Below are 26,409 nucleotides of genomic sequence, written 5' to 3' on the forward strand. Positions count from 1 at the left end.
TGCTAGCAAGCATTAAATTTTTACCTATAACCACATCTATTTATTCAATAAAACGGCCCCTAACTGTTACCAGCCAGGAGCCGAATGTGAATTATATCACGATTTATTTTTTAATCGTCAGTTTCTTTACATTGCCATTACGGGTCATGCTGACATAACCATCATCGACAGCGAGAGGACTCACCGCAAAACCGCTCTTATCAACCAACTGTTGGGCAACGAATTCACCACTGCTGCGATCAATCCAATGTAGATACCCTTCACTGTCACCTAGCACAAGGTAGCCATTGATAATCGCTGGTGCAGTTAGCAAACGGTGTTCAAGCTGTTTGTTGCTCCAAAGTTCGGTACCGCTTCTTGTATCCACAGCCACCACATGATCTTTGTCGGTCACCACAAATAATCGGCCACCATCGCTAACCATGTCTGTTGCTGAAGAGTAATTCCGCTTCCAAGCTGGTTTGCCCGAACGCAGATCAATGGCGATCAACTGGCCATTAAAACCAACCGCATACAGCATGCCGCCAATCACGATAGGTGAGGCATCAACATCGACTAGGCGGTCAATTTCAGTGGCACCTTTAGGCATGCCAATCGGTTGTTGCCAAATCAACTGACCACGCTCAACGATAGCGGCAGCAAGACGGCCACCTGAGGTTCCCCAAAAAACACCGCCCGATACCGCAACAGGTTTGCTGTCGCCTCTCAACGTTAAATTAGGAACTTCAGTACTGATGGTCCATTTTTGCTCACCCGTCGCTTGGTCTAAACTCACCAAAGTGCCACGACTGGTATTAACAATGATCATATTCGCATCTGCAGCCGGAGCTGCTAGCACTTCACCGTCGACTTTAACTTGCCATACAAGCTCACCCGTAGCTTCATTAAGCGCAGTGACTAAACCGTTTTCACTACCAATGTAAATTTGGCTATAGGCCGCCGCTATACCGCCGGATAAACGCATAGTGCCATCTTGTCCAAGATCGGTTTTCCACAGCTCTTTACCCGTTTTAGGGTTCAAGGCTTTCACCAAACCATCACGACTAGCAATAAACACTTTGTCGTAAGCGTATTCTGGAGATAACTTTGAGAAGTAATGCCCTACGCCATCACCAATCGATGTGCTCCACTGAGTTGTAGGCGTAAATTCACTGGTTACCATTGGCACAGGAGCCATGATAATGGTGTCTTCTTCGCTAGCACACCCTGCAAGTGCTCCAAGCACAACGGCAGAAACGAGCACTTTGTTGAACAACTTTTTCATCAACTTGTGCCCTTATTTGGCAAGATCGTCCAGTTTCATCTGTAGCGTTTGGCTTGCATCGTCAGCTTGTTGTGCTTCCGTGTATGCCGCATAAGCCGCGTCCGTGTCGCCTTTACGCAATGAGATATCACCACGCAGTTCCGCAATGCGTCCCGCCCACCCTTTCTCTGTGATGGTCGTAAGATCAGCTAAGGCGGCATCAAACTGGCCTTGTTCCGCTTTAATACGGGCCACGCGATAGGTCGCTAACGGTAGAATAGCATCATCTTTGGTGTTTGCTTTTGCCCATTCAAGCTGTGCTAAAGCTTCATCAATTTGACCCGCTTCTACTTGAACTTTTGCAAGTTGTAGTGCGGCTAAGACGGCATATTCTGTACCTTTATTACTATCAATAAAGCTCTCAACAACCATCTCTGCTTCTGCGCCTTTTGCAGCTAACTGAGTTACCGCTTTGCTATAACTTTCAGAAGCGGCTTCTTGCGCAGCAATAACGCTATCTTGGTAGTAACGCCAACCAAACAAGCCACCAAGGCCAATTACAGCACCAAAGATCACGGCTTTACCGTTCTCTTTCCACCAATCTTTTATCGCTTCAACTTGTTGTTCTTCAGTATCGTAGAGTTCCACTTCCTGTCCTCTTTAATAGATGTCTCAAATGCGCTTGCTTACACAAGATGCGTCAGTTTGCTCGCGACTTCAGTTTGAGAAATCGTAATTTGTTCACCACCGATAAGATCTTTGAGAACTACTGTGCTTTCTGCGACTTCATCTTCGCCTAATACCAAAGCCACCGCAGCGCCCACTTTATCAGCACGTTTAAATTGTTTTTTGAAGTTACCACCACCAAAATGGTTCATAACACGCAGCCCCGGAACCTGTTCACGCAACTGCTCAGCAAGTTTCATTGCTGCCATCATAGTGCCTTCACCCGCACTGACCATGTACACATCGACACTGCGACGCACGTCGGTCAGTTCCAGTGTTTCCATCATCAGCACTAAGCGCTCTAACCCCATGGCAAAACCCACTGCCGGTGTCGCTTTGCCACCCAGTTGTTCTACCAAGCCATCATAACGTCCACCGCCACAAACCGTACCCTGAGCACCTAAGCTTTCGGTGATCCACTCAAATACGGTGCGGTTGTAGTAGTCTAGGCCGCGCACCAAGCTCTCGTTAACTTGGTATTCGATACCCGCAGCGGTAAGAAGTTCACATAAGCCTGCAAAATGTTGCTTGGATTCTTCATCTAGATACTCAGACAATTTGGGTGCGTCACCTAAAATCGCTTGAATATCTGGATTTTTAGTATCGAGTACACGCAGTGGGTTGGTGTACATGCGACGTTTGGCATCTTCATCCAACACCTCTTGATGCTGCTCTAAATAGTCAATCAAAGCGGTGCGGTAATTGGCACGCGCTTCAAGAGAACCAATTGAGTTCAGTTCCAAACGAACATGTTTGTCGATGCCCAATTCACGCCACAAACGCGCGGTCATCATAATCAGCTCGGCATCAACATCAGGACCATCCAGGCCAAACACTTCAACCCCACATTGGTGGAATTGACGGTAGCGCCCTTTTTGCGGACGTTCATGACGGAACATCGGCCCCATGTACCATAAACGTTGCTCTTGGTTGTAGAGCAAACCATTTTCGATACCAGAACGGACACAACCTGCGGTACCCTCTGGGCGAAGCGATAAACTGTCACCATTGCGATCTTCAAAAGAATACATCTCTTTTTCAACCACATCGGTCACTTCACCGATCGCACGGCTAAATAGATGTGTCATCTCAACGATAGGCATACGTACTTCATTGTAGCCATATGCACTAATCACGTTTTTCACTGTGCCTTCCACTTTTTGCCAAAGTGGAGACTGAGTTGGGAGGCAGTCGTTCATGCCTCGAATTGCTTGAATTGTTTTTGCCACAATACTTACCGTAAGGTCGTTGAGATTAATTTTGTTCGATTTGAGTCACGTTGATTCGGTTCTTCTCATCGAGAATAGAGGCCTTCGCGCGAATTTTCGCTTCGAGTTGGCTGACCAGATCATCGTTATCAAAACGCTCTTTCTGGCGGACGCCGTCTTCGTAGAATGCACTTTTCTTGTTGCTGCCAGCCAAACCAAGATGAGAAGCTTCAGCTTCACCTGGGCCATTAACCACGCAACCGATGATCGAGACATCCATAGGTGTCAAAATATCTTCCAAACGTTGCTCTAACGCATTGACTGTGGCGATCACATCAAACTCTTGACGTGAACAGCTTGGACAAGCGATGAAGTTAATGCCTCGCGAGCGAATACGCAGCGATTTAAGAATATCAAAGCCGACTTTGATCTCTTCGATCGGATCCGCAGCCAGTGAAATACGCAGCGTATCGCCGATGCCTTCGGCAAGCAGCATACCTAAGCCCACTGCCGATTTAACTGCACCGGCTCTTGCGCCTCCTGCTTCCGTAATACCAAGATGCAGAGGTTGGGCAATCTGTTTAGCCAGTAGACGGTAGGAATCAACGGCGAGAAAAACATCCGATGCTTTAACGCTGACTTTGAATTGATCAAAGTTGAGTCTTTCAAGAATATCGACATGACGCATCGCTGACTCGACTAAAGCGGCCGGTGTTGGCTCACCATATTTCATTTGGATCTCTTTTTCGAGCGACCCACCATTCACGCCAATCCGAATGGGTATGTTCTTGTCACGTGCGCAATCGACCACGGCGCGAATACGTTCTTCGTTGCCAATGTTACCAGGGTTGATACGCAAGCAATCAACGCCATATTCGGCGACTTTCAACGCAATACGGTAATCAAAATGGATGTCAGCCACCAGCGGGATGGATACTTGCTGCTTGATCAACTTGAACGCTTCTGCCGCGTCCATTGTCGGTACAGAAACTCGTACGATATCAGCCCCGACTTTTTCTAACGCTTTAATTTGGGCGACCGTTGCCGCAACATCGGTAGTGCGCGTGTTGGTCATAGATTGAACAGCAATAGGAGCACCATCACCGATGGGCACATTACCGACATAAATACGCGTCGATGAACGACGCTTAATTGGAGATTCGTGTTGCATAGTATTTTCTAAGGTAAGGTGAATCGAGCGACTTTACCGGAAGTATACCCAGAAAGGTCTACAGGTTCACTTGCAAATGTCATTGAAACGCTTTCAGGCGCGCCAAGAATGATTTGAAACGGAGCTTCACCTTGCAAGGTTACGGTTTGCCCTGATTTTTTAATCCCAGTGGAAAGGGTTTTGCCTGCTGCATCTTTCACCTGAATCCAACAATCTGCGCTGAATGTGAGTGTTAGAGGAGCGTATGGATTCGTTGCATCCTGCGGTGGCGTCTTCTCCAATACAGGATCGTCGCTCGCACTCAGGTCGGCTTCGGCTGTATCATCTTCAGGTGAAGGGATAAGTTCTGCAGCCTGAGTGTTGATTTCTACAGGGATATCCACCGCTTCTGCTTCTACTTGAGATTCGTCAACCGTAGGCACTAATTCAGGAACGGTCGTGAAATCCTCATCTCGCAAACGCTCAACCGATGTCGACGAGATTGATGGTGAACTCTCAATCACAACATTCTCTTGTTCTTGGTTTTGCCACCACCATAATGAGGAAATACCAATAATGATGGCAAAAATACCCCACGTCAGCGTCATAATACGGCTATCGTGTTTCTCTCGCTTGGTTTTCTTCGAAAAACTTTGCATCGGTTGTTCAGCGACAACCGTAGGATAGCAATCATCAAAGGAAGCTAAAATAACTGACTCTTTGATCCCGACGGCCTTCGCATAGGAACGTAAATAACCGCGAGTAAATGTCGCCACTTGGTCCGAGGCGAAGTTATTCTCTTCTAAACTCTGAATGATAGAGAGACGTAACCGCAACCTATCGGCAACTTGCTTTTGCGTTAATCCCAACGCTTCACGCTTTGCCTTTAATAAAGTGCCGGGTTGCACCGTGTCTGTTTTTACATCTGCAATAATCTGTTCTTGTTCAGTAGTCATCCGTTTTGTACATCTCATTATGTTATGGCTCGAATGGCACCGTCATCACTTTTATTGTTATTAGTTCGTAGTAATAAAATGGTGCATTCCAACACGGTGAAAAATTTGCATTCATTGATGCAGGCGACAGTTCAAATTTAACATTACGTCAGTTAGCAATTCTAATGGATATTTGACGTTAAACAACATGGCTTTAGGAAAGAAATTACAGCTAGGTCAATATTTTTCATAAAATTGACGTCAAAATCGCGGAAAATTATTTCAAATGGTAAAAATGCACAAAGCCAGAGGAATCTCTGGCTTTGCTTTATCATCCGATTTAGACCGATTTGACAGGAATGACATCGCCACCCATTTGTTTCATTTTGGTCCGTTTGGTTCTATCAATCACATCACCTACTAGCTGCCCACAAGCGGCATCAATATCATCACCACGAGTTTTACGCACCGTCACTGTGTGTTCATACTGCATCAGTGTTTTTTGAAAACGGTCAATACGTGAATTACTCGGTTTTTTATAAGGTGAACCGGGATAAGGGTTAAATGGGATCAGGTTAATTTTGCACGGCGTGCCTTTCATCAACTTAGCCAATTCGTGCGCGTGGTCCATATCGTCATTGACATGATCCAGCAACACATATTCCACCGTAACCTTGCCACGGTTTGCATTTGAAGTGGCGATATAACGACGCACTGAGGCTAAGAAATCTTGAATATCCCAGCGATCATTGATCGGCATAATTTCACTGCGTAATTTGTCATTGGGTGCATGCAATGAAATCGCTAATGCAACATCGATTTGCCCTGTCATTTGATCAAGACCAGAAACCACGCCCGAAGTGGACACGGTGACACGACGTTTTGACAAGCCAAAACCTAAATCATCCAGCATGATCTCTAACGCTGGGATCAAGTTTTTCATGTTGAGCAAAGGCTCGCCCATCCCCATCATTACTACGTTAGTAATCGGACGACGACCCGTCTCTTTCTCAAGGCCAATTTCTCTCGCTGCGCGCCAAACTTGCCCGATAATTTCAGACACTTTGAGGTTACGGTTAAAACCTTGCTGAGCCGTTGAACAGAATTTGCATTCCAGAGCACAGCCAACTTGGGAAGAGACGCACAAAGTCGCTCGGTCTTCCTCTGGGATGTAAACCGTCTCAACATCTTGATCTCCTACACGCATCGCCCACTTAATCGTACCATCAGATGAATGTTGTGCTTGTGAAACGATCGGCGCGCGAATTTCACAGCGTTGTTGCAGTTGCTCACGCAGTTTCTTGTTGATATTGGTCATTTGTTCGAAGTCATCACAACCAAAATGGTAGATCCACTTCATGACCTGATCAGCGCGGAACGCTTTTTCACTGAGCTCTTCAGCAAAAAATTTACGCAGACCTTGGCGATCAAAATCAAGCAGATTGACTTTTTCAATAGTCATGTGGCCTCTCAACGACGGAAACAATAAATAAGGGCGCGAATTGTACAGCCTTTATGCAGTAACAACAAGGGTTGTACAACCCTTCAATTACTAAGTCATTCAATGCTTGGCGGATTGTTTTTACTCTGCAGCTCCCAATCATACGAGTATAAAAAAGCCTCACAACGTGAGGCCTTAATCGAAATAATTTGGGATAAAAAACGCCAAGATTAACGAGAGAAAATCTCTGATTCTGGGAAGAAAAAAGCGATTTCACGTGCCGCCGATTCAGGACTATCACTGCCATGAACTGAGTTATGGCGCATGCTTAATGCGTAATCAGCACGAATGGTTCCACATGCCGCTTCTTCTGGGTTAGTTTTACCCATTAATTCGCGGTAACGAGCAATAGCATCTTCACCTTCAAGCACTTGAGCCATGATCGGCCCTGAGGTCATAAATTCTTTTAGTGCTGGAAAAAACGCTTTGCCTTCATGCTCAGCATAAAAGCCGCTCGCTTGCTCTTCGTTCAAATGTACCATTTTCGCAGCGATAATACGCAAACCTGATTTTTCGATACGGTGATAGATTTCACCAATCAAGTTACGTTCTACCGCATCGGGTTTAATGATAGAAAATGTTCTTTCTAGAGCCATAAGGTTATCCTTTTTCTTTTGTTTTTTTAGTTATAGTGAACCGCCCAAAACAGAGAGTTGAGCGGTTTTTCATTATTGAGCTTGGTCGGTCAAAATGCGTGCTAATGTACGCACCCCCATTGCCGTTGCACCTGCGGCCCATTTATCGCTTGCTGATTTGCGGTAAGTACCAGCGCAATCAAAGTGCAGCCACCCTTTTTTGTAATCTTCAACAAAGTAAGAGAGGAAGGCCGCTGCGGTACTTGCTCCCGGTGAATAATCACCTGAGCTGATGTTAGAGAGATCCGCAAAGCTTGAAGGTAACATAGAGCGATGAAACTCAGCCAAAGGCAGAGGCCATAAGCCTTCTTTCTCTTGGTGAGCTGCCACCAATGCCTGCTGTGATAAGCTCTCATCAAAGCTCAGCAGTGCATGGTAATCATTGCCGAGTGCATTTTTGGCGGCACCCGTTAATGTCGCGCAATCAATAATAAGCTGTGGTTTTTGCTCGTTGGCATAAATCAAGCCATCGGCCAACACTAGGCGGCCTTCTGCATCGGTGTTCATTATTTCAACTGTGGTGCCGTTTTTATAAGTGATGATATCACCCAGTTTCAAGGCGCGTCCGGAAACCATATTTTCTGCACAACACAAAATGAGTTTCACACGTTTATTAAAACCACGCATGATAGCCAAACCAAGACCACCGGTGATCGTTGCAGCGCCCCCCATATCAGCTTTCATCGCCGACATAAAGTTGGACGTTTTTAAACTGTAACCACCAGAATCAAAAGTAATGCCTTTACCAATTAAGCAAGCAAAAACAGGAGCACTCTCTTTTCCTGTCGGATTGTAATCGAGTTGCAGCATAGCTGATGTGCGCTCGGAGCCGCGACCAACCGCATAAATACCTTCCCAACCTTCGGTGAGTAGATCTTTATCTTTGACAATGCGGTAGCTGACATGCTCAGGGGCTAGCGATTTGATGAACTCAGCCGCCATGGTCGCTAACTGACGCGGAGCGACTTCTTCGGCGCTTTTATTGATGATATCGCGCGTCCATTCCGTCGCTTTAATACGATATTCTAACTCGGCTTGATCTGACTCACTCAGCGGTTGCCATTCTAGTGTGTTGAGTTTTTTCGCTTCACGATAACCTTGGTAGAAAGCCCAAATATTTTCTAAGTGCCAACCGTCACCTTGTAGGCTGATAGCTCTGATAGCTTGCCCATCAAGCTTACGTGCCGCGCGCTGAACCGCGCTGAGTTCATGCTCACTCTCAATAGCATGAATTGTGGCACCATTTTCTGAAAACGAAACAATCGCCTTTTCTCCCCACTGAGGCTGGGCAGCTTGTTGGCTGATAAATACGGACATCTTTGTAGACATGGTTTCTCCTTGCCTGAATATGGCCTCACCTGTGCCATTACGATTAAATAACCAAGGGATGTTAGCATTTTGTAGGGTCAAAATGTCAACTTGATAAAAAAACGGACCATTCGGTCCGCTATTTTTAGTTAAAATTGTTAACTCTGTGATGTTTTACTGAATAACCATCATGTTAGCAATAGTCTTAGTCGATCTCTTCCATCCAACATAGAATAATCGCTTCGAGAATTTTTTCGTTGGAACGGTTTGGCTCATCATCAAACTCTTCCAGTTCCATCACCCACTGGTGTAGATCCGTAAAACGTACATTTTTAGGATCTACGTCTGGGTATTGCTCACAAAGCTCGATCGCAATGTCACGAGAATCGGTCCATTTCATTTTGCTTTCCTTTTACAAACAGTGAACGGGCGTTAATACGCTCAATAGGATTAATGATCTTCAGAAGCCAGATTGAGTGTGTACTTTGGAATTTCAACCACTAAATCTTCGTTAGCGACTCTAGCTTGGCAGCCAAGGCGAGATTCAGGTTCAAGACCCCACGCTTTATCAAGCATGTCATCTTCCAACTCATCACTCTCATCAAGTGAGTCAAACCCTTCGCGAACGATAATATGGCAAGTCGTGCATGCGCAGGATTTTTCACACGCATGTTCAATAGCGATACCATTTTTCAGCGCCACATCCAGTACGGTTTCTCCTGCTTGCGCTTCCAGAACGGCACCTTCAGGACAAAGCTCTTGGTGAGGTAACACAATAATCTTAGGCATAATTTTTCTCTTTAAATATCATCTACCGATTGACCAGCAAGTGCACTGCGAATGGATTTATCCATACGGCGTGAAGCAAAATCTTGGCTGGCTTTGTCTGTCTCTTTAATTCCTTGCTCGATGGCATCGGCGCTATCACCATTACGCAGCACAATTAAATCTTCTATTGCATTCAGAAGGATCTGCTTTTCTGACTCAGATAACAATTCATCACCATCGGCCTGTAAGGCAGAGATCAAACCTTCGATAACACGATCCGCTTCTACACGTTGCTCTGCCAGAGCGCGAGTCTGCATATCTTGTTTGGCAAACGTCATCGAATCTCGCAGCATATTTGCTACTTCATTATCACTCAGTCCATACGAGGGCTTAACTTGAATTTCCGCCTGAACTCCCGTACTTTTTTCCATCGCTGTCACGGAGAGTAAGCCATCGGCATCAACTTGATAAGTTACGCGGATATGCGCGGCACCCGCCGTCATTGGTGGAATACCTTTTAGTGAAAAACGAGCCAATGAGCGGCAATCGTCTACCATCTCACGTTCGCCCTGCACCGTATGGATGCTCATGGCTGTTTGACCATCTTTGAAGGTGGTGAATTCTTGAGCTTTCGCAACAGGAATGGTGGTGTTACGTGGGATGATTTTTTCCACTAAGCCACCCATGGTTTCAATACCCAGCGACAGGGGAATTACATCCAGCAGTAACATTTCTGAATCGGGTTTATTACCCACCAAAATGTCGGCTTGAATTGCTGCACCAATCGCGACAACTTCATCAGGGTTGATGCTAGTTAGTGGTGTGCGACCAAAAAATTCACCAACTAAATCTCGAACCAGTGGCGTACGAGTTGAACCGCCGACCATCACCACTTCCAACACTTCATCTGCAGTAATCTCGGCATCTTTGAGTGCTCGACGACACGATAGTAAGGTTCTTTTTACTAGTGGCGTGATGAGTTGGTTAAACTCATCGCGAGTTAAACGCCCTTGCCAACCCAGCACAGAAACCTCGATACTATCAGTATCAGATAAGGCAATTTTCGCTTCGGTGGCCGCATCAAGCAATGCTCGTTGCTGCTCAGCAGTGAGCGGTTCAGCCAAGCTGATTTGGCTCAAAAAATGGTCAGCAATCAAATGGTCAAAATCATCACCACCGAGCGCGGAATCGCCACCAGTCGCGAGTACCTCAAACACGCCTTTCGACAGACGTAAGATAGAGATATCAAACGTACCGCCACCTAAATCATAAACCGCAATCACACCTTCTTGCGCTGAGTCTAAGCCATAGGCAATCGCTGCTGCGGTAGGTTCATTGAGTAAACGCAGTACGTGCAAGCCGGCAAGTTGAGCGGCATCTTTGGTGCCCACGCGTTGCGCATCATCAAAATAAGCAGGTACGGTAATCACCACGCCCGCTAATTCACCACCTAACGACGCTTCGGCACGCTGAGCAAGAGATTGAAGAATATCGGCGGAAACTTGAATCGGGTTCTTATCACCTTGCGCCGTTTGCAAAATAGGCAAACCGTTGTCACTGGCTTTGAAGCGATAAGGCAATGTGGAATAACGCGCCTGAATGTCAGCCAGTGAACGGCCGATCAAACGCTTCACAGAAATGATGGTATTGGCAGGATCAACTTGCGCGTGTGCTCTGGCATCAAAGCCTACGCAACGCTCTTGAGCCGAATAGTGGACCACCGAAGGGAGGATCGAGCGTCCTTGTTCATCAGCAAGCGTCGTCGCATTACCGCTTCGAACCGATGCGACTAATGAGTTGGTTGTCCCCAAGTCGATACCCGCTGCGAGTTTATGCTGATGCGGCGCAGAGCTTTGACCGGGTTCTGCAATTTGAAGTAATGCCATGGGTTGGTCCTTATTATCGAACTAGCCGAGTAACTGTTCTTCGACTCTTTCTATTTCATTTTTGAGCTTGGCAATAAATTTAAGCTTGCGAACCGTATCAGCCGCAAGGTTCCATTGAGCCTGATTAAGTTGTTGCTCAACCAAGGTAAGATGCTGTTTATACATCTTGCTAACTCTGTTTTCAAAATCGAATAACGCACTTTCAACATCAGGCTGTGAGGCGATGGCTTCAAGCTCTTCTCGCAGCTCCATCTGCTCCATTAAAAACAGCGGATCTTGCATGGTTTGGTGTTCTGCGCGTAACTCTATGCCTTGTTCAAGCAACAAGTATTCTGCGCGACTGATCGGCGATTTTAATGTTTGATAAGCATCATTGATTTGTGAGGCGTTTTGCACAGCAAGCAGGCGATCTCGCTCAGACGCAGTGGCAAAATTGTCGGGATGAAACCGTTTTTGCAGCGCACGAAACTGAGAAGAAAGAAGGCTACCATCCAGTGCAAACTGACTTGGTAGCCCAAATAATTCAAAATAGTTCATTAACACATTGCTCCTAGTGCTCGACACTAGGCTCAAGTGAGCCTAGTCACGCCGAAAGCCAATCCGTTACACGTTGAAGCTTTCACCACAACCACATTCGCTTTTTGCATTCGGGTTGTTGAACTCAAAACCTTCGTTTAGACCTTCTTTGACATAGTCAAGCTGTGTGCCATCAAGGTAGACGAGGCTTTTCGAATCGATAATCACTTTGACACCATGATCTTCAAACACTTCGTCTTCTTCGTTAACGTCATCAACGAATTCAAGCACGTAAGCCATACCCGAGCAGCCTGTTGTTTTCACTCCAAGACGTAAACCTACGCCTTTGCCTCGGTTATCTAGGAATGCTCGAACGCGATGCGCTGCTGTTTCAGTTAAGGTAATGGCCATACTACAACCTTAGATTCTTAGTTTGAACTTATGGGAGTGAACCATCATTCACTCCCTTAATATTATTGTTGGTGTTTCTTTTTATAATCGGCAACGGCAGCTTTGATCGCATCTTCCGCCAAAATCGAACAGTGAACTTTCACTGGTGGAAGCTCTAGCTCTTCCGCGATTTCAGAGTTCTTAATGGCTGCCGCTTCGTCAATGCTCTTGCCTTTCACCCATTCAGTAACCAGTGAGCTCGAAGCAATCGCGCTACCACAACCGTAGGTTTTAAATTTTGCATCTTCAATGATGCCTTCTGGCGTCACTTTAATTTGTAGCTTCATTACGTCGCCACAAGCTGGAGCGCCAACCATACCACTACCAATGGTTGGATCTTCTTTATCAAAAGAGCCAACATTACGTGGGTTTTCATAGTGATCAATTACTTTTTCGCTGTATGCCATGATAGTTACCTCTAATCCTCTATTTCCTTGGGAATAAACCAGTGCCTTTTAAAGGACTAGTGATGTGCCCATTCAACGGTGTTTAAATCCACACCCTCTTGATACATATCCCATAGAGGAGACATGTCACGTAATTTGCTTACGGCTACGCGGATTTGTTCAACGGCGTAGTCCACTTCTTCTTCGGTCGTAAAACGGCCAAATGAGAAACGAATCGAGCTGTGTGCCATTTCATCGTTCAAACCAAGCGCACGCAGTACATATGACGGCTCTAAGCTGGCCGACGTACAAGCACTACCTGATGATACCGCTAAGTCTTTTAAAGACATCAGTAGCGATTCGCCTTCAACAAAGGCAAAACTAATATTCAGGTTGTGCGGAACACGCTGATCTAAATCGCCATTCACACTCACGGCTTCCATGTCTTGTACACCAGCGAGTAGACGGTCACGCAATGCTTTTGCGTGGTCAAAATCTTTTTGCATGTCTTGCTTGGCAATGCGGAATGCTTCACCCATACCTACGATTTGGTGCGTTGGTAATGTGCCTGAACGGAAACCACGTTCATGGCCGCCACCGTGCATTTGCGCTTCAAGACGGATACGAGGTTTACGGCGAACATATAATGCGCCAATCCCTTTAGGTCCATACGCTTTATGCGCAGAAAGGGAGATAAGATCCACTTTCATTTCTTGAACATCAAGGGGAATTTTACCGGCAGATTGCGCTGCATCTACGTGGAAAATTATCTTGCGTTCACGGCAAAGCTCACCGATCGCCATGATGTCCTGAATTACGCCAATTTCGTTGTTCACGTGCATGATCGACACCAAAATTGTGTCATCACGCATTGCCGCTTCTAATTTTTTTAGATCAATCAAGCCATTCGATTCTGGCTCAAGATAGGTCACTTCATAACCTTCACGCTCAAGCTGACGACATGGATCAAGCACCGCTTTATGCTCGGTTTTACAGGTAATGATATGCTTACCTTGCTTGGCATAGAAATGCGCCACACCTTTGATCGCGAGGTTATCTGACTCTGTCGCACCGGATGTGAATACGATTTCGCGAGGATCAGCATTAAGCAGTTCAGCAATTTGCTCACGCGCAGTGTCTACGGCTTCTTCTGCCTGCCAGCCATAACGGTGCGATCGCGATGCTGGATTACCAAAAACACCATCCATCGTCATGTACTGAACCATCTTTTCAGCCACGCGAGGGTCAACTGGACAGGTAGCTGAATAGTCAAAATAAATAGGCAGTTTCATTTTCTACTCCAATGTAAACATTGCCGCTATGAGCGGGCATTAAGACCTACGGGCACCGAGCCGATAATCACGGTATTGGTATTTTTATTGGTTAACCCGTGGTTCACCGTCAGGCCCAAGCCTTGGCGGTCAGAAATTTCTAGTACTTCATTATCAATCATTAACTCGCCAAGAGTAATGTTGTTCAGAAAGTCACTAATGCGAGAGCTAAGATCTCGCCATAACGTATGTGTTAAGCAGCGAGTACCACCTTGGCAGTCGGCTCTTCCATTACATTTTGTTGCATCAACTGATTCATCAACAGCGGCAATCACAGTACCAATCGAAATTGAGCAGGCATCTGCACCTAGGCGGTATCCACCACCTGGACCACGCACACTAGCAACTAGCCCCGCTTTACGCAGTTTAGAAAACAGCTGCTCAAGGTAAGAGAGCGAAATGCCTTGCCGTTCGGAAATATCCGCCAGTGGCACTGGGGTTTGTTGCGAATGCAGAGCCACATCTAACATGGCTGTAACCGCATATCTTCCTTTAGATGTAAGTCTCATATCACCGTATCCACATTGATTATGTGGTTGGAATTTTTCCATACCTGACTAAATAGGTCAAGTATTTATTTGACTAATTTAGTCAGGTATTTAACCCCATTATTAATCTGGATAATTATTGATTGCTGCGATGCTTCTCAATTGAGGTCAACACACCACGTAATATATTGATTTCTTGAGACTCTGGACGCGAACGAGAAAATAGCCGACGGAGTTTATTCATGATCTGTCCCGGCTGTTCCTTTGAAATAAACTGTGTCTGTATCATTACCTTTTCAAGATGCTGATAGAACATTTCTAATTCGTGATGCAGAGGATACGCTTCTTCTGGCTGGGCTTGATAACCTTTTTTTTCATTATTTAGATAGGCAACACGCACCTCATAACTCAATGTTTGTACGGCCATAGCAAGGTTTAACGAACTGTATTCAGGATTAGCCGGAATGCACACATGAAAATGGCATTTTTGCAGTTCATCGTTGGTCAGCCCGGTTTTTTCTCGGCCAAACACTAAAGCAACCGGGTATTGCTGCCCTTCTTGCGCCAATTTTTCACCACATTCACGTGGTTCAAGCATTGGCCATTCTAAAGTTCGTGAGCGTGCACTTGACCCAACCACCAGGCCACAATCTGCGACAGCCTGCTCTAGCGTATCCACGACCTCCGCATTTAAAGCAATGTCGCTTGCTCCAGCAGCTAGAGCGATCGCTTGGGCGTCTACCTCGCATTGAGGCGAAACCAAAATCATTTTACTTAGGCCCATGACCTTCATCGCTCGGGCAGCAGAACCAATATTTCCTGAATGAGATGTCCCTACTAAAATGATTTTTACATTGTCTAGCATTACGTTGTACGCCACTCTATTTTAAACGACAGAATACTAACATAAACCTGACTAAAATGGTCAGGTCCTTTAGCTACACATGAACAACCGAGCAAAAAATAGCCACTTCCTTTTTAATAAAACTTTGTTATACTGCTGCCCGCTTTTTCGTTCTTTAACATCCGTTGGGAAAACTGTATGCATCCAATGCTAAACATTGCTATTCGCGCTGCGCGAAAAGCTGGTAACCATATTGCTAAATCACTAGAAAATACTGAGAAAATCGAAACAACTCAGAAAGGGACTAATGACTTTGTTACTAACGTAGACAAAGAAGCAGAAACTATGATCATCGATACAATCAAAAGTTCTTACCCAGAACACAGTATCGTTGCTGAAGAAAACGGGCTTATCGACGGTAAAGATAAGGACGTTCAATGGATCATCGACCCACTGGATGGCACAACAAACTTCGTCAAAGGTTTACCCCACTTCGCCGTTTCCATCGCGGTTCGCATTAAAGGCAAAACAGAAGTTGCTTGTGTTTATGACCCAATGCGCAATGAGCTGTTTACCGCTCAACGTGGTGCTGGTGCGCAATTAAACAACTCACGCCTTCGTGTTAAACAGTTAAAAGATCTTCAAGGCACTATTCTCGCTACTGGTTTCCCATACAAACAAAAGCAACATGCCGAATCTTTCATGAAAATCATGTCTGCACTGTTTGTTGAATGTGCTGATTTCCGTCGTACTGGTTCTCCTGCGCTTGATTTATGTTACCTAGCTTCAAACCGTGTCGATGGTTACTTTGAACTGGGTTTAAGACCTTGGAATTTAGCCGCTGGCGAGCTGATCGCTCGTGAAGCAGGCGTTATTCTTACCGATTTCTCTGGCGGTACTGAATACATGAAATCGGGCAACATTGTAGGTTCAAGTGCCCGTGGTGTTAAAGCGATTCTGAAACACATTCGTGATAACGGCAACAGCGCTATTCTTAAATAGGTTGCACTAAATACCATCAACACCGTCAAAATTGATTCAAGCCTCGTATAGCAATATACGAGGCTTTTTTAGTTTCGTTTTATACTTTGCTACTTAGAGTGACCGCGGTGGGATGGTTAGAAAAAAGCCGCAGAATATTCTGCGGCTTTGGCTATTTAAGAAACTTTCAGTCTGCTAAGGAAGTTCGTCGAACTCCGCACCCTCTTTTTCCACTTGAGGTGGAAGTAGGTGCTCACGGGTAATTCCTAATTTCAATGCCAACGCTGACGCAACATAGATAGATGAATAAGTACCCACGGTGATACCGAGCAGTAAAGCGGTGGCAAAACCATGTATGTTCGCCCCACCTTGCACAAAGAGTGCGATCACCACCAGCAAGGTGGTTCCCGATGTAATCAAAGTCCTGCTCAAGGTTTGGGTAATTGAGCTGTTCATGATCTCGGCTGAATCACCTTTACGCAATTTACGGAAGTTTTCACGGATACGGTCAAATACCACAATCGTATCGTTGAGCGAGTAACCGACAACGGTCAGCAAAGCGGCAACAATCGTTAAATCAACCTCAATTTGCATGATAGAGAAGATGCCAAGCGTGATGATCACATCGTGTGCCAGTGACATCACCGCGCCCGCAGCGAGCCGCCATTCAAAACGAACGGAGACATAAAGCAAAATACAGATGAGCGAAGCCAAAATCGCTAAGCCCCCGGCTTCAGCTAATTCATCGCCCACATTCGGGCCAACGAACTCAATGCGGCGCATCTCGACACTTTTTCCTGTCCCCTCTTTAATAGCAGAAAGAATTTGATTGCCTAACGTCTCGCCAACCATGTCAGCTCGTGGACGAAGGCGAACCATCACTTCGCGCGCGGAACCGAAATTCTGCACCGTCGCATCGCCAAACCCTTTCGCTTCCAAAGCACTGCGGATATCTTCAAGATTAGCTGGGTGTTCAAACCCAACTTCAATCAAAGTCCCGCCGGTGAAGTCCAGTCCCCAGTTCAACCACTTGGTTGATAAAGTGAAAATAGACGCACCAATCATTAACAGAGAGAATAAAAACGCAAATTTAGACCAACGCATAAAGTCGATCGTTTTATCTGCTTTTAGAATCTGAAACATAGTAATTCCTAGCCTTAGATCGACAATTTTTTAATGCGTTTACCACCATATAACAGGTTCACAATACAGCGAGTCCCGATAATAGCGGTAAACATTGAGGTTAAAATACCGATAGAAAGTGTGACGGCAAACCCTTTGATGGCTCCAGTACCCACAGCAAATAGAATGATTGCCGTAATCAACGTAGTGATGTTGGCATCAGCAATGGTACTGAACGCGTTAGCATAGCCTTGGTGGATAGCTTGTTGTGGGTTTCGTCCATCACGGAGCTCTTCACGAATACGCTCGAAGATCAGAACGTTAGCATCCACGGCCATACCGACCGTCAATACGATGCCCGCAATACCCGGCAAGGTCATTGTCGCCCCTGGGATCATCGACATCACACCAATAATGAGCACAAGGTTCGCCATCAATGCAATATTGGCAATCAAGCCAAAACCACGGTAGTAAAGCAGCGTAAAGAGCATCACCGCAACCATACCCCAGATGCAGGCTTGAATGCCCATATCGATATTTTGCTGCCCCATTGATGGACCAATGGTACGCTCTTCAACAATAGAGATTGGCGCAATTAACGCACCTGCACGCAGTAAAAGTGCAAGGTTTTGAGCTTCTGCAGCAGAGTCAATTCCCGTGATACGGAAGTTACGCCCAAGAGCCGACTGAATCGTTGCTTGGTTGATCACTTCTTCATGCTTATCCAGAATCACTTTGCCATCAGGTGTCCGACGGCCGCTGTCTTTGTACTCTGCAAATACCGTTGCCATAAGCTTGCCAATGTTCTTTTTAGAGAACGCCGACATCTTATTTCCGCCTTCGCTATCTAACGAAATGTTCACTTGCGGGCGACCATATTCATCCATGCTAGAGCTGGCATCCGTGATACTTTGACCACCTAGAATCACGCGTTTTTTCAAGACAACCGGGCGACCATTACGATCAGATTTGATTTCACTCCCAGCAGGAGCACGACCAGAAGCCGCGGCGGCTAAATCAGCCTTGTCATCAACTTCACGAAACTCAAGAGTCGCGGTTGCGCCAAGAATTTCTTTAGCACGAGCGGTATCTTGAACCCCCGGTAATTCAACCACAATGCGGCTGGCACCTTGGCGCTGCACTAAGGGTTCAGCGACCCCTAATTCGTTAACACGGTTACGCAAAATCGTGATGTTCTGCTCAACGGCGTAATTTCGAACTTCCTGCAAACGCTGCTCAGTAAATTGAGCAATCAGCGCAAAGCGACCGTCAGCCTTAGACGTAGTAAAAGTCATATCAGGATGTTTCGACGTTAATGCTTGCTGTGCTTGCTCTAATTGCTCATCGTCACGCAAAGTGACTTCCACTCGGTCGTTGCCCACTGAGCGAATGGCGCGGTAGCGAATTTTGTCATCACGCAGTTCGCTGCGAAACGCTTCTTCTTGCTGGCCAATCAATTTTTCCATTGCGGCATCCATATCCACTTCCATTAAGAAGTGAACACCACCACGCAGATCAAGGCCAAGCTTCATCGGTGCCGCGCCAATCGATTCCAACCAAGAAGGCGTTGAAGGAGCAAGGTTAAGTGCAACAATTGTATCTTTGCCTAACGCTTCACTCACCACATCACGCGCACTGATTTGAGTATCGGTATCGTTAAATCGAACAAGAATCGATCCATTCTCTAGAGCAATGGATTTATGAGAAAGGCTCTCTTTATCAAGAGCTTTGGTGACAGCATCCAGCGTTGACATATCAACAGAGGCGCCACGCGCCCCTGTAATTTGAATTGCCGGATCTTCACCGTAAATATTTGGAAGTGCATATAAAGCAGAGAGAGTGATGGCGAACACCACTAACAAATACTTCCATAACGGATAACGGTTTAGCACAGCAAGGATCCTTTAGCTGTTATAAAGACTTAAGCGTACCTTTTGGTAGCACCGCTGTAATGAAATCTTTTTTGATCACAATTTCATTGTTCACATTCAGTTCGATAGAGATGTAATCGCTGTCTTCTGCGATTTTAGTGATTTTACCCACTAAACCGCCACTGGTTAACACTTCATCACCTTTAGTCATGGCGGCCATCAAACTTTTATGCTCTTTAACACGTTTGGCTTGTGGGCGGTAAATCATGAAGTAGAAAATAACCGCAAACATACCAAGCATGATCAGCATTTCATAACCGCCACCTTGTGATGCACCTTCACCTGCTGCGTGTGCTACAGAAATTAAACTCATTGAAAACGTCCTCTAAAATATTGTTGTGTAATGTAATTCTAATTGGGCTGCGTTGGCTTAATTTCAAGTTTATCACTTCACAAATCAAGCAAAACGCAGCAAAACCGTTATTGGCCCATTGGTGGAACTTCACGATTGCGACGAGCATAAAACTCCTCAACAAACGCGTCGAAGCGATCTTCTTCAATCGCTAAACGAATGCTTGCCATCAGGCGTTGGTAATAACGTAAGTTATGAATAGTATTTAAACGCGCACCCAGAATTTCGTTACAACGATCCAGATGGTGTAAATACGACTTCGAATAATTTTTGCAAGTGTAACAGTCACAATGCGGATCCAGCGCAGTTGTATCGGTTTTATGTACTGCATTACGGATCTTGATCACACCACCCGTCACAAATAGATGGCCATTACGTGCATTTCGCGTTGGCATCACACAGTCAAACATATCGATACCGCGACGTACCCCTTCCACTAAGTCTTCAGGTTTACCGACACCCATCAGGTAGCGTGGTTTGTCTTCTGGCAATTGTGGACAAGTGTGCTCAAGTACACGGTGCATGTCTTCTTTAGGTTCACCCACCGCTAAACCACCAACAGCGTAGCCATCAAATCCGATCTCGGTTAAGCCTTTCACGGAAACATCACGCAAATCTTCGTAAACGCTGCCTTGCACGATACCAAATAGCGAGTTGGTGTTCTCTAATTTGTCGAAATGGTCACGTGAACGCTGCGCCCAACGTAAAGACATCTCCATTGATTTTTTCGCTTCGTCGTGCGTCGCAGGGTACGGCGTACACTCATCGAAAATCATCACAATGTCAGAGCCCAGATCTTTTTGAATTTCCATCGACTTTTCTGCGTCCATGAAAATCTTGTCACCATTTACTGGGTTACGAAAATGCACCCCTTCTTCTGTGATTTTGCGAATATCACCCAAGCTAAACACTTGGAAACCACCTGAATCGGTGAGGATCGGGCCTTGCCAGTTCATAAAATCATGCAAGTCGCCGTGCATTTTCATCACTTCTTGGCCAGGGCGCAGCCACAGGTGAAAAGTATTACCGAGCAAAATTTCTGCGCCCGTCTCTTTTACTTCTTCCGGTGTCATGCCCTTTACTGTGCCGTAAGTACCTACAGGCATGAATGCCGGTGTTTGCACAGTGCCACGTTCAAAGGTTAATTGCCCACGGCGAGCATTTCCGTTTTTCTTTTTAAGTTCGTATGTTAACTTCACGAAGCCTCCAATGTCAGAGAAACAGTCTGACGTATCATGATTAGGTGCAAGCACCCCTCTAGAGCGGTCGCCAATTCCTAGCGAAAAACGAAGCGGAGCTTCTTCTCCTAGCGTAATGCTAGCACTCGTTAATTGGTGTTCTTGGTGATAAACATCGCATCACCATAACTAAAGAAACGATATTGATGTTTCACGGCATGCGCGTACGCGGCCATAGTATGCTCATAACCTGCAAAAGCGCTGACGAGCATAATCAGTGTCGACTCTGGTAAGTGGAAGTTAGTGATTAAGCAATCCACCAACTGATACTCATAACCAGGGAAGATGAAAATTTCAGTGTCACCGAAAAAAGGAACCAGCTCAGTGCCCTTTTTAAGCGCATCTTGCGCGGCACTTTCCAGTGAGCGCACCGACGTAGTTCCAACAGCGATCACTCGGCCACCACGCGCTTTCGTCGCGTTGACGGCATCGACTACCTCTTGTGGCACTTCAACATATTCTGCATGCATATGGTGATCGTGAATATTGTCGACTCGTACTGGCTGGAAGGTTCCAGCGCCAACATGCAAGGTTACATAAGCAAATTCGACGCCTTTCGCTTTGATTTGCTCAAGCAGAGCCTCATCGAAATGCAAACCGGCGGTCGGTGCAGCGACAGCTCCCGGTTTTTGGTTGTATACGGTTTGATAACGCTCTTTATCAGCATCTTCATCAGGGCGGTCAATGTAAGGCGGCAACGGCATATGGCCAATCTCGTTTAAGATCTCCAGTACCGTCTTTGACGCTGTAAAACGAATCTCGAACAGCGCGTCATGGCGAGCCACCATGTGTGCATGATATTCGTCATGCTCTCCTAAATACAACTCACTGCCCGGTTTTGGCGGCTTAGATGAGCGAACATGAGCTAAAATCGTCTGTTCATCCAACATTCGTTCGACCAATACTTCCAGTTTACCGCCTGAAGCTTTGCGCCCAAACATGCGAGCCGGAATGACACGTGTATTGTTAAAAACCAATAAATCGCCGGGCTGAACTCGGTCAAGAACGTCTTTAAATGAGCCATCCGCCAGTTCACCGCTGTTACCGTCTAATTGCAGTAAGCGACTTGCCGTACGTTCAGCCGTTGGGTAACGAGCAATCAGCTCATCGGGAAGTTCAAAGTGAAAGTCTGAAACTTGCATAGTTCTTATCTTGTTCGTTTTGAGTGGATGACGTAATTTTTTTTAAGCGCCGTAGTATATACGTAAACACCTTCGCTCGTCAGACCCAGATCTAAATTTAATGCAATTAAACATGAAAATGGCACCCAATCTTTACGCATCAATCAAAGTAAAAATAGCGGGAGCTCTCAGATATTTTGCGCAGAAAAAACTATAGTTGAATCAGGTCAATAATAAAAAGGAGCTCGTTATGATCAAAATTGAAGACATGATGACTCGCAACCCCCATACCCTGTTGCGTACACACACGTTAGCCGATGCTAAGCACACTATGGAAGCGTTGGATATTCGCCATATCCCTATCGTCGATCCACACAAAAAACTACTCGGTATCATTACTCATCGAGATATTCTTGCCGCGCAAGAGTCGAGCTTAAAAAACATCCCTGAAGATCAATCATATACACTGACAACGCCATTATATGAGGTGATGCATACTGAAATTATGACGGTTGACCCGCGAGCGGGGTTAAAAGAGAGTGCTATCTACATGCAAAAACATAAAGTAGGCTGCTTACCCGTTGTAGATAAAGGCCAACTAGTGGGCATTATTACTGACACGGACTTTATTGGGGTAGCTGTTACCTTACTTGAGCTACAAGAAGAGAGTGAACCGGACGAAGTCGATATTGAATAACGCTCACTCCCTAATATAAGTACCTCACATAAAAAAGAGCGGCTTACGCCGCTCAAAGGTGTTACACAGATAATGATTGGGAAGTATCGCTAATTAAAATTGGTCTTCTTCGGTAGAGCCCGTTAACGCGGTTACGGAAGAGCTGCCACCTTGGATGGTATTGGTCATCCGGTCAAAGTAACCCGTTCCCACCTCTTGTTGGTGTGCAACAAAGGTATAACCTCTTGATGCTGCTTCAAACTCTGGACGCTGAACTTTCTCAACGTAATGACGCATACCTTCGCCTTGCGCGTAAGCATGTGCTAACTCAAACATGTTGTACCACATGTTATGAATGCCCGCTAAGGTGATGAATTGATATTTGTACCCCATGTCCGACAACTCTTGCTGGAAACGAGCAATAGTGTCTGCATCCAAGTTTTTCTCCCAGTTGAAAGAGGGAGAACAGTTATAAGCCAGCAGTTGATCTGGGTATTGCGCTAGAATTGCTTCGGCAAATTGGCGGGCTTCATCCAAATCAGGCTTAGCGGTTTCACACCACACGAGATCAGCATACGGCGCGTAAGCGAGACCGCGTGAAATCGCTTGCTCAATCCCAGCATTCACGCGATAGAAACCTTCTTGAGTACGCTCACCTTGGATAAAATCACGATCGTATGCGTCGCAATCCGAGGTCAGTAGATCCGCCGCGTTTGCATCAGTACGAGCAATGACCAAAGTGGTTGTCCCTGATACGTCAGCGGCCAAACGTGCCGCAATCAATTTTTGAACCGCTTCTTGAGTCGGAACCAGAACCTTGCCGCCCATGTGTCCGCATTTTTTTACTGACGCCAACTGATCTTCAAAGTGCACACCGGCCGCCCCTGCTTCAATCATCGACTTCATCAACTCGTAAGCATTGAGTACGCCACCAAAACCGGCTTCAGCATCGGCAACAATCGGTAAGAAGTAATCAATACCACCTTCATCTTCCGGTGATTTTCCGGCCGCCCACTGAATTTGATCGGCACGACGAAACGAGTTGTTGATGCGCTTGACCACCGATGGAACAGAATCGACTGGATAGAGCGATTGGTCTGGGTACATGGTGGAAGCGGTGTTGTTGTCTGCCGCTACTTGCCAGCCGGAGAGATAAATCGCCTCAATTCCCGCTTTGGCTTGTTGTACCGCTTGACCACCGGTCAATGCCCCCAAGCAGTTTACGTAACCTTTTTTGGCACTGCCGTTAACCAGTGACCACAATTTATCAGCGCCACGTTGGGCCAAAGTGTTGGCTGGAGTGATTGAACCGCGCAGGTCAACCACTTCAGCAGCAGTATAAGTACGCTTTACATTTTTCCAGCGTGGGTTGGTTGCCCAATCTTTTTCTAGAGCTTCGATTTGTTGGCGGCGAGTTAATGTCATGGTCTATCCCTCTTATTTTGATGCGCAAGCGCACTGTCATCCTTTTCTCAGCAGTACGACCTATTCTGCTTTTGAAAACAGCTTCACGTTATTGGTTGTTAGTTATTGGTTATTGGTTATTGGTTATTGGTTATTAGATATTGGTTTTAAATCTCATCAATCTAGGTAGTCATAACCCGGAACGGTGAGAAAATGAGTCAGCTCATCGCTGGTAGTTAAGCGAGCCATCAATTGTGCCGCTTCGCTAAATCGTCCTTGTGCAAATCGCTGCGTGCCGATTTCCTGTTTCACGACTTCAATTTCTTGCGCAAGATACTGCTCAAAAAGCGCTTTGGTAACAATCTGACCATTATCCAAGGCTTTTCCATGCTTGATCCATTGCCATATTGACGCTCGAGAAATCTCTGCGGTCGCCGCATCTTCCATCAAACCATAAATGGGGACACAGCCATTGCCGGAGATCCATGCTTCGATGTACTGAAGTGCAACTCGAATATTATGACGCATGCCCTGCTCGGTACGTTCCCCTTCACATGGGATCAACAGCTCATTGGCATGAATCGGCGCATCAGACAGACGCGTAACATCTAATTGGTTACAACGCTCGCCCAGTACTTGGTCAAAGACCGCTTTTGCCGTATCCGCTAAACCGGGATGGGCAACCCAAGTACCGTCATGACCATTATTGGCTTCGAGTAATTTATCGTGATGAATTTTATCGAGAACCAACTGATTTTCTTGGGGATCTTTAGCTGGAATGAAAGCGGCCATACCGCCCATCGCAAATGCGCCGCGCTTATGACAGGTATAGATCAGCAAGCGTGAATAGGCGTTAAGAAACGGCTTTTCCATTGTGACAACTTGGCGATCTGGTAGCACCCGATCCGGATAATTTTTCAATGTCTTGATATAACTGAAAATGTAATCCCAGCGGCCACAATTTAAGCCGACAATGTGTTCTTTAAGCGAGAACAATATTTCGTCCATCTCGAACACGGCAGGTAAGGTTTCAATCAATACGGTGGCTTTAATGGTGCCAGTTTCTAACCCAAAATACTCTTCGGTAAAATGGAAAACGTCACTCCACCACTTTGCTTCTTGATAGGCCTGAAGTTTTGGAAGATAAAAATAAGGGCCACTGCCTTTTTTAAGCAATGATTTATAGTTGTTGTAAAAGTAGAGTGCAAAATCAAACAGCGAACCCGGAATACTTTGCCCTGCATATTTAACATGCTTTTCTTTAAGGTGCAGACCGCGTACCCGACAGATGAGCACCGCTGGGTTATCTTTAAGCTGGTAGCACTTACCATTGTCAGGATTGGTATAGCTAATGGTTCCTTCAATGGCATCACGCAAATTGACTTGCCCATCCAGCACTTTATCCCATGCTGGTGACATCGAATCCTCAAAATCCGCCATGAACACTTTGACGTTAGCATTCAATGCATTGATCACCATTTTTCGGTCGGTTGGCCCCGTAATCTCCACTCGACGATCTTGTAAATCGTGTGGGATACCGAGAATTTTCCAGCTTCCTTCGCGAATATCTTGCGTATCCTTGAGAAAATCCGGCAGTTCTCCGTTATCAATACGTGTTTGTCGCTCTTCTCGTGCATCCAGCAGCGAATCAACACGGCTTGCAAATTTAGCACACAGAGTGGACAAGAAGATTTGGGCTTCTGAAGGGAAAATAGCTTGGTGATGTGAGCCAACGGCACCAACAACCTCAAGCTTGGCTTCGTGGTGTTCTTTGCTGAGTGCTAACTCTGTTTCTGGGGTCTGTGCAAACATAACGTTCTTCCTTAAAACCATTCCAACTACATTTGTAATTTAAAAACCACAAATTCAAATGCTCATTTTTTGCTATCCACTGACTTATCTCTACCGACACTTTCTCTCAGTCAATCCAATATTTCAAGCCTAACCAAGCTAGACATAAGTCTTACAAAACCTTATTAAACCTTACATCAACTCATCATTCAGCAAAAGAGACAAAGTTAATGAAAGGTTAAAAACAAAGTTTTATCCCGTTTCAAACCTATGTTTGATTTCCTTGTTAAACATGAAAGTTATTACGTTATTTTATTACACAACTCAAAAAGGCAGATTTTAGTTTTAAACAGACGTTCGAAATGATGTGAGACGCAGTAAGGCTTGAATTTACGACTAACCGAGCGAGACAGATGCC

Annotated in this window: 26 protein-coding genes; 2 read left to right on the plus strand and 24 right to left on the minus strand. The window is 45.7% G+C overall.

All coding sequences use genetic code 11. The features are described from left to right. Nucleotides 1-103 precede the first annotated feature (103 nt). From bamB to trmJ, 17 genes are all read right to left on the minus strand, one after another. A complete protein-coding gene (gene bamB / locus B9J84_RS02660; protein WP_094123472.1) occupies nucleotides 104-1,264 on the minus strand; it encodes an outer membrane protein assembly factor BamB in 1,161 nt (386 codons plus the stop codon). Between the two features lie 12 nt (nucleotides 1,265-1,276). Then, nucleotides 1,277-1,891, minus strand: a complete 615-nt coding sequence (locus tag B9J84_RS02665) for a YfgM family protein (protein ID WP_013857490.1) — start codon at nucleotides 1,889-1,891, stop codon at nucleotides 1,277-1,279. A gap of 38 nt (nucleotides 1,892-1,929) precedes the next feature. Beyond that, a complete protein-coding gene (hisS, locus tag B9J84_RS02670; protein WP_094123473.1) occupies nucleotides 1,930-3,198 on the minus strand; it encodes a histidine--tRNA ligase in 1,269 nt (422 codons plus the stop codon). Nucleotides 3,199-3,223: 25 nt separating this feature from the next. Next, entirely contained in the window at nucleotides 3,224-4,348 is a 1,125-nt protein-coding gene (ispG, locus tag B9J84_RS02675) for a flavodoxin-dependent (E)-4-hydroxy-3-methylbut-2-enyl-diphosphate synthase (protein ID WP_010320399.1), read from the minus strand. Nucleotides 4,349-4,356: 8 nt separating this feature from the next. After that, a complete protein-coding gene (gene rodZ / locus B9J84_RS02680; protein WP_094123474.1) occupies nucleotides 4,357-5,301 on the minus strand; it encodes a cytoskeleton protein RodZ in 945 nt (314 codons plus the stop codon). A gap of 301 nt (nucleotides 5,302-5,602) precedes the next feature. Next, complete coding sequence (locus B9J84_RS02685) at nucleotides 5,603-6,724, minus strand: bifunctional tRNA (adenosine(37)-C2)-methyltransferase TrmG/ribosomal RNA large subunit methyltransferase RlmN (protein WP_026028096.1); 1,122 nt, start codon at nucleotides 6,722-6,724, stop codon at nucleotides 5,603-5,605. Nucleotides 6,725-6,933: 209 nt separating this feature from the next. Next, nucleotides 6,934-7,359: a nucleoside-diphosphate kinase gene (gene ndk, locus B9J84_RS02690; RefSeq protein ID WP_013857494.1), complete on the minus strand. Its 426-nt coding sequence runs from the start codon at nucleotides 7,357-7,359 to the stop codon at nucleotides 6,934-6,936. 72 nt (nucleotides 7,360-7,431) lie between these two features. Beyond that, on the minus strand, nucleotides 7,432-8,727 hold the full coding sequence (gene pepB, locus B9J84_RS02695) for an aminopeptidase PepB (protein ID WP_026028095.1): 1,296 nt from the start codon (nucleotides 8,725-8,727) through the stop codon (nucleotides 7,432-7,434). Nucleotides 8,728-8,911: 184 nt separating this feature from the next. After that, a complete protein-coding gene (gene iscX, locus B9J84_RS02700; protein ID WP_010320404.1) occupies nucleotides 8,912-9,106 on the minus strand; it encodes a Fe-S cluster assembly protein IscX in 195 nt (64 codons plus the stop codon). Between the two features lie 50 nt (nucleotides 9,107-9,156). After that, nucleotides 9,157-9,495: an ISC system 2Fe-2S type ferredoxin gene (gene fdx, locus B9J84_RS02705; protein ID WP_010320405.1), complete on the minus strand. Its 339-nt coding sequence runs from the start codon at nucleotides 9,493-9,495 to the stop codon at nucleotides 9,157-9,159. A gap of 11 nt (nucleotides 9,496-9,506) precedes the next feature. Next, nucleotides 9,507-11,360: a Fe-S protein assembly chaperone HscA gene (gene hscA, locus B9J84_RS02710; protein ID WP_094123475.1), complete on the minus strand. Its 1,854-nt coding sequence runs from the start codon at nucleotides 11,358-11,360 to the stop codon at nucleotides 9,507-9,509. A gap of 21 nt (nucleotides 11,361-11,381) precedes the next feature. Further along, nucleotides 11,382-11,897, minus strand: a complete 516-nt coding sequence (gene hscB / locus B9J84_RS02715) for a co-chaperone HscB (RefSeq protein ID WP_094123476.1) — start codon at nucleotides 11,895-11,897, stop codon at nucleotides 11,382-11,384. Between the two features lie 66 nt (nucleotides 11,898-11,963). Next, a complete protein-coding gene (gene iscA, locus B9J84_RS02720) occupies nucleotides 11,964-12,287 on the minus strand; it encodes an iron-sulfur cluster assembly protein IscA (RefSeq protein WP_010320408.1) in 324 nt (107 codons plus the stop codon). A 62-nt stretch (nucleotides 12,288-12,349) separates the two neighbouring features. Beyond that, a complete protein-coding gene (iscU, locus tag B9J84_RS02725) occupies nucleotides 12,350-12,733 on the minus strand; it encodes a Fe-S cluster assembly scaffold IscU (protein WP_010320409.1) in 384 nt (127 codons plus the stop codon). Between the two features lie 56 nt (nucleotides 12,734-12,789). Then, nucleotides 12,790-14,004: an IscS subfamily cysteine desulfurase gene (locus B9J84_RS02730; RefSeq protein WP_013857499.1), complete on the minus strand. Its 1,215-nt coding sequence runs from the start codon at nucleotides 14,002-14,004 to the stop codon at nucleotides 12,790-12,792. A 26-nt stretch (nucleotides 14,005-14,030) separates the two neighbouring features. Further along, nucleotides 14,031-14,552 carry a Fe-S cluster assembly transcriptional regulator IscR gene (gene iscR, locus B9J84_RS02735; protein ID WP_026027698.1) on the minus strand — a complete coding sequence of 174 codons (522 nt, stop codon included), beginning with the start codon at nucleotides 14,550-14,552 and terminating at the stop codon, nucleotides 14,031-14,033. A 115-nt stretch (nucleotides 14,553-14,667) separates the two neighbouring features. Further along, nucleotides 14,668-15,396, minus strand: a complete 729-nt coding sequence (gene trmJ / locus B9J84_RS02740; protein WP_026027699.1) for a tRNA (cytosine(32)/uridine(32)-2'-O)-methyltransferase TrmJ — start codon at nucleotides 15,394-15,396, stop codon at nucleotides 14,668-14,670. Nucleotides 15,397-15,573: 177 nt separating this feature from the next. Between trmJ and suhB the strand changes: the two genes are divergently transcribed. Beyond that, nucleotides 15,574-16,377, plus strand: a complete 804-nt coding sequence (suhB, locus tag B9J84_RS02745) for an inositol-1-monophosphatase (protein ID WP_013857502.1) — start codon at nucleotides 15,574-15,576, stop codon at nucleotides 16,375-16,377. A 174-nt stretch (nucleotides 16,378-16,551) separates the two neighbouring features. On the opposite strand, the gene secF is transcribed toward suhB, so the two are convergent. The 5 genes from secF to queA all read right to left on the minus strand — a co-directional run bounded on the left by secF (nucleotide 16,552) and on the right by queA (nucleotide 22,141). Further along, the gene (secF, locus tag B9J84_RS02750) at nucleotides 16,552-17,499 is read right to left on the minus strand and encodes a protein translocase subunit SecF (RefSeq protein ID WP_013857503.1); all 948 of its coding nucleotides are present in this window, start codon (nucleotides 17,497-17,499) and stop codon (nucleotides 16,552-16,554) included. A 14-nt stretch (nucleotides 17,500-17,513) separates the two neighbouring features. Then, the gene (secD, locus tag B9J84_RS02755) at nucleotides 17,514-19,370 is read right to left on the minus strand and encodes a protein translocase subunit SecD (RefSeq protein WP_017044259.1); all 1,857 of its coding nucleotides are present in this window, start codon (nucleotides 19,368-19,370) and stop codon (nucleotides 17,514-17,516) included. A 19-nt stretch (nucleotides 19,371-19,389) separates the two neighbouring features. Then, nucleotides 19,390-19,722, minus strand: a complete 333-nt coding sequence (yajC, locus tag B9J84_RS02760; RefSeq protein WP_013857505.1) for a preprotein translocase subunit YajC — start codon at nucleotides 19,720-19,722, stop codon at nucleotides 19,390-19,392. Between the two features lie 107 nt (nucleotides 19,723-19,829). Then, nucleotides 19,830-20,960 (minus strand): tRNA guanosine(34) transglycosylase Tgt, encoded by a 1,131-nt coding sequence (tgt, locus tag B9J84_RS02765; RefSeq protein ID WP_026027700.1) that lies wholly within the window; start codon nucleotides 20,958-20,960, stop codon nucleotides 19,830-19,832. Between the two features lie 128 nt (nucleotides 20,961-21,088). Further along, entirely contained in the window at nucleotides 21,089-22,141 is a 1,053-nt protein-coding gene (queA, locus tag B9J84_RS02770) for a tRNA preQ1(34) S-adenosylmethionine ribosyltransferase-isomerase QueA (RefSeq protein ID WP_026027701.1), read from the minus strand. 229 nt (nucleotides 22,142-22,370) lie between these two features. Between queA and B9J84_RS02775 the strand changes: the two genes are divergently transcribed. After that, nucleotides 22,371-22,817, plus strand: coding sequence for a CBS domain-containing protein (locus tag B9J84_RS02775; RefSeq protein WP_038171482.1), 447 nt, complete (start codon nucleotides 22,371-22,373; stop codon nucleotides 22,815-22,817). 93 nt (nucleotides 22,818-22,910) lie between these two features. On the opposite strand, the gene aceA is transcribed toward B9J84_RS02775, so the two are convergent. Both aceA and aceB read right to left on the minus strand, forming a co-directional pair. Further along, complete coding sequence (gene aceA, locus B9J84_RS02780) at nucleotides 22,911-24,221, minus strand: isocitrate lyase (RefSeq protein WP_013857509.1); 1,311 nt, start codon at nucleotides 24,219-24,221, stop codon at nucleotides 22,911-22,913. Nucleotides 24,222-24,377: 156 nt separating this feature from the next. Beyond that, complete coding sequence (gene aceB, locus B9J84_RS02785) at nucleotides 24,378-26,012, minus strand: malate synthase A (RefSeq protein WP_094123477.1); 1,635 nt, start codon at nucleotides 26,010-26,012, stop codon at nucleotides 24,378-24,380. Nucleotides 26,013-26,409: the final 397 nt, after the last annotated feature.

Source organism: Vibrio sp. V03_P4A6T147 (assembly GCF_002241085.1).
Taxonomy (GTDB): Bacteria; Pseudomonadota; Gammaproteobacteria; order Enterobacterales; family Vibrionaceae; genus Vibrio; species Vibrio anguillarum.